Genomic DNA, 1,513 nt, shown 5'->3' with positions numbered 1-1,513 from the left:
GGCGGATATTTTCCTTGACATTTTTTCCTTTCTGCTGCCCCAAGATAGTCACCGGCATCCCTTCCAAAAAACCGATGCCGGCTACCATGGCCGGATCGTCGGCAAAACGCCGGTCGCCGTGCAACTCGATGAAATCGTCGATCAGGGCATCAATGTAATCACGGGTTGTCGGACGCTTGCCGTGCCGGGCCAGGCGCACGGTTTCCAGTGCTGTTTTCATGTTCAAACCCAATTCTTTCATTTCGGCACCATCGCTTGCTCAGCTGAAATACTGCGGCCGTTGCGTATAAGGCCGTTTGTGGTGAATTTTTAAAATGGTCACCAGGGTTTTTTTCAGGTTTTTCCTGGGTACGACTATATCGAGCATGCCGTGCTCGAGCAAAAACTCGGCGCGCTGAAACCCTTCGGGCAGTTTCTGGCCGATGGTCTGCTGGATGACCCGGGGCCCTGCGAACCCGATCAGAGCACCAGCCTCGGCGACAATAATATCTCCCAGCATGGCATAGGAAGCGGTCACGCCGCCGGTGGTCGGATCGGTCAATACCGTGAACAGTGGCAAATGGCTCTCATGGAGGCGGCGGATGGCGGCGGCGGTTTTTGCCATTTGCATCAGCGACAGGATTCCCTCCTGCATGCGCGCCCCCCCGGAAGAGATGATCATCACCATGGGCAAGTTATTCTGCGCGGCATATTCCAGCAGGCGCGTCACTTTTTCCCCGACCACGGAACCCATGGAAGCCATGATGAAATTGGGTTCCATCACCGCCAGGGCCACGGGGCAGCCATCGATTTCCGCCACGCCCGTCATCACGGCTTCATTGGCCCCGGTATTTTGGACGGACTGTGCCAATTTTAATTCATACTTCGGAAAACCAAGGGGGTCGAGACTTTTCAGATTTTCGTCGAGTTCCCGGAACGAACCGCGGTCGCATAGTTGTTTGAGCCAGGTTGGCGCATCGAGCCGGAAATGATAACCGCAGCGGGAACAGACAAAATGGGCGTGCTTGAAAAAGGAATAGAAATGGGTGGTACTGCACTGTTGGCATTTGATGAACAGCTTGGAATGCATCAGTGATCTCCCTTGGCCGCCAACATTTTGCTAATAAAGCCGGTTGTGTAGGCGCCGCTTAAAAAATCCTTATTCTGCATGATCTGCAAGTGAAAGGGAATCGTGGTTTTCACACCCTCGACGATGAACTCGCGCAAGGCCCTTTTCATCCGGGAAATTGCTTCCTTGCTGGTGTCGCCCCAGACGATCAGCTTGGCGATCATCGAATCATAGTAGGGAGGAATGGTGTATTTGGGGAAGACCCCTGAATCGATGCGGACACCCGGTCCGCCGGGAACAATGAACTGGCTCAATGAACCGGCTTGCGGCAGGAAATTGTTTTCCGGATCCTCGGCATTGATGCGGCACTCGATGGCATGTCCCGACTTGTGAATTTGTTCCTGGGTCAAGGACAGCGGCTCGCCGGTGGCCACCAGTATCTGGTGCTTGATCAGGTCGGTCTGC

3 protein-coding genes are annotated in these 1,513 nt (G+C 54.4%); all 3 read right to left on the bottom strand.

Features of this window, described 5'->3' with window-relative positions; all coding sequences use genetic code 11:
- A partial coding sequence (locus NTW95_01730) for an acetyl-CoA carboxylase carboxyl transferase subunit alpha (GenBank protein MCX6556145.1) occupies window positions 1-241 on the bottom strand: 241 nt, incomplete at its 3' end.
- Between the two features lie 18 nt (window positions 242-259).
- Window positions 260-1,069 (bottom strand): acetyl-CoA carboxylase, carboxyltransferase subunit beta, encoded by an 810-nt coding sequence (accD, locus tag NTW95_01725; protein ID MCX6556144.1) that lies wholly within the window; start codon window positions 1,067-1,069, stop codon window positions 260-262.
- On the bottom strand, window positions 1,069-1,513 hold a 445-nt coding region (locus NTW95_01720; protein MCX6556143.1), incomplete at its 5' end, for an acetyl-CoA carboxylase biotin carboxylase subunit. The genes accD and NTW95_01720, both read right to left, overlap by 1 nt.

Source organism: Candidatus Aminicenantes bacterium, from assembly GCA_026393795.1.
In the GTDB taxonomy this organism is placed as follows: Bacteria; Acidobacteriota; Aminicenantia; order UBA2199; family UBA2199; genus UBA2199.
This window is presented reverse-complemented; position numbering and strand designations above follow the sequence as displayed.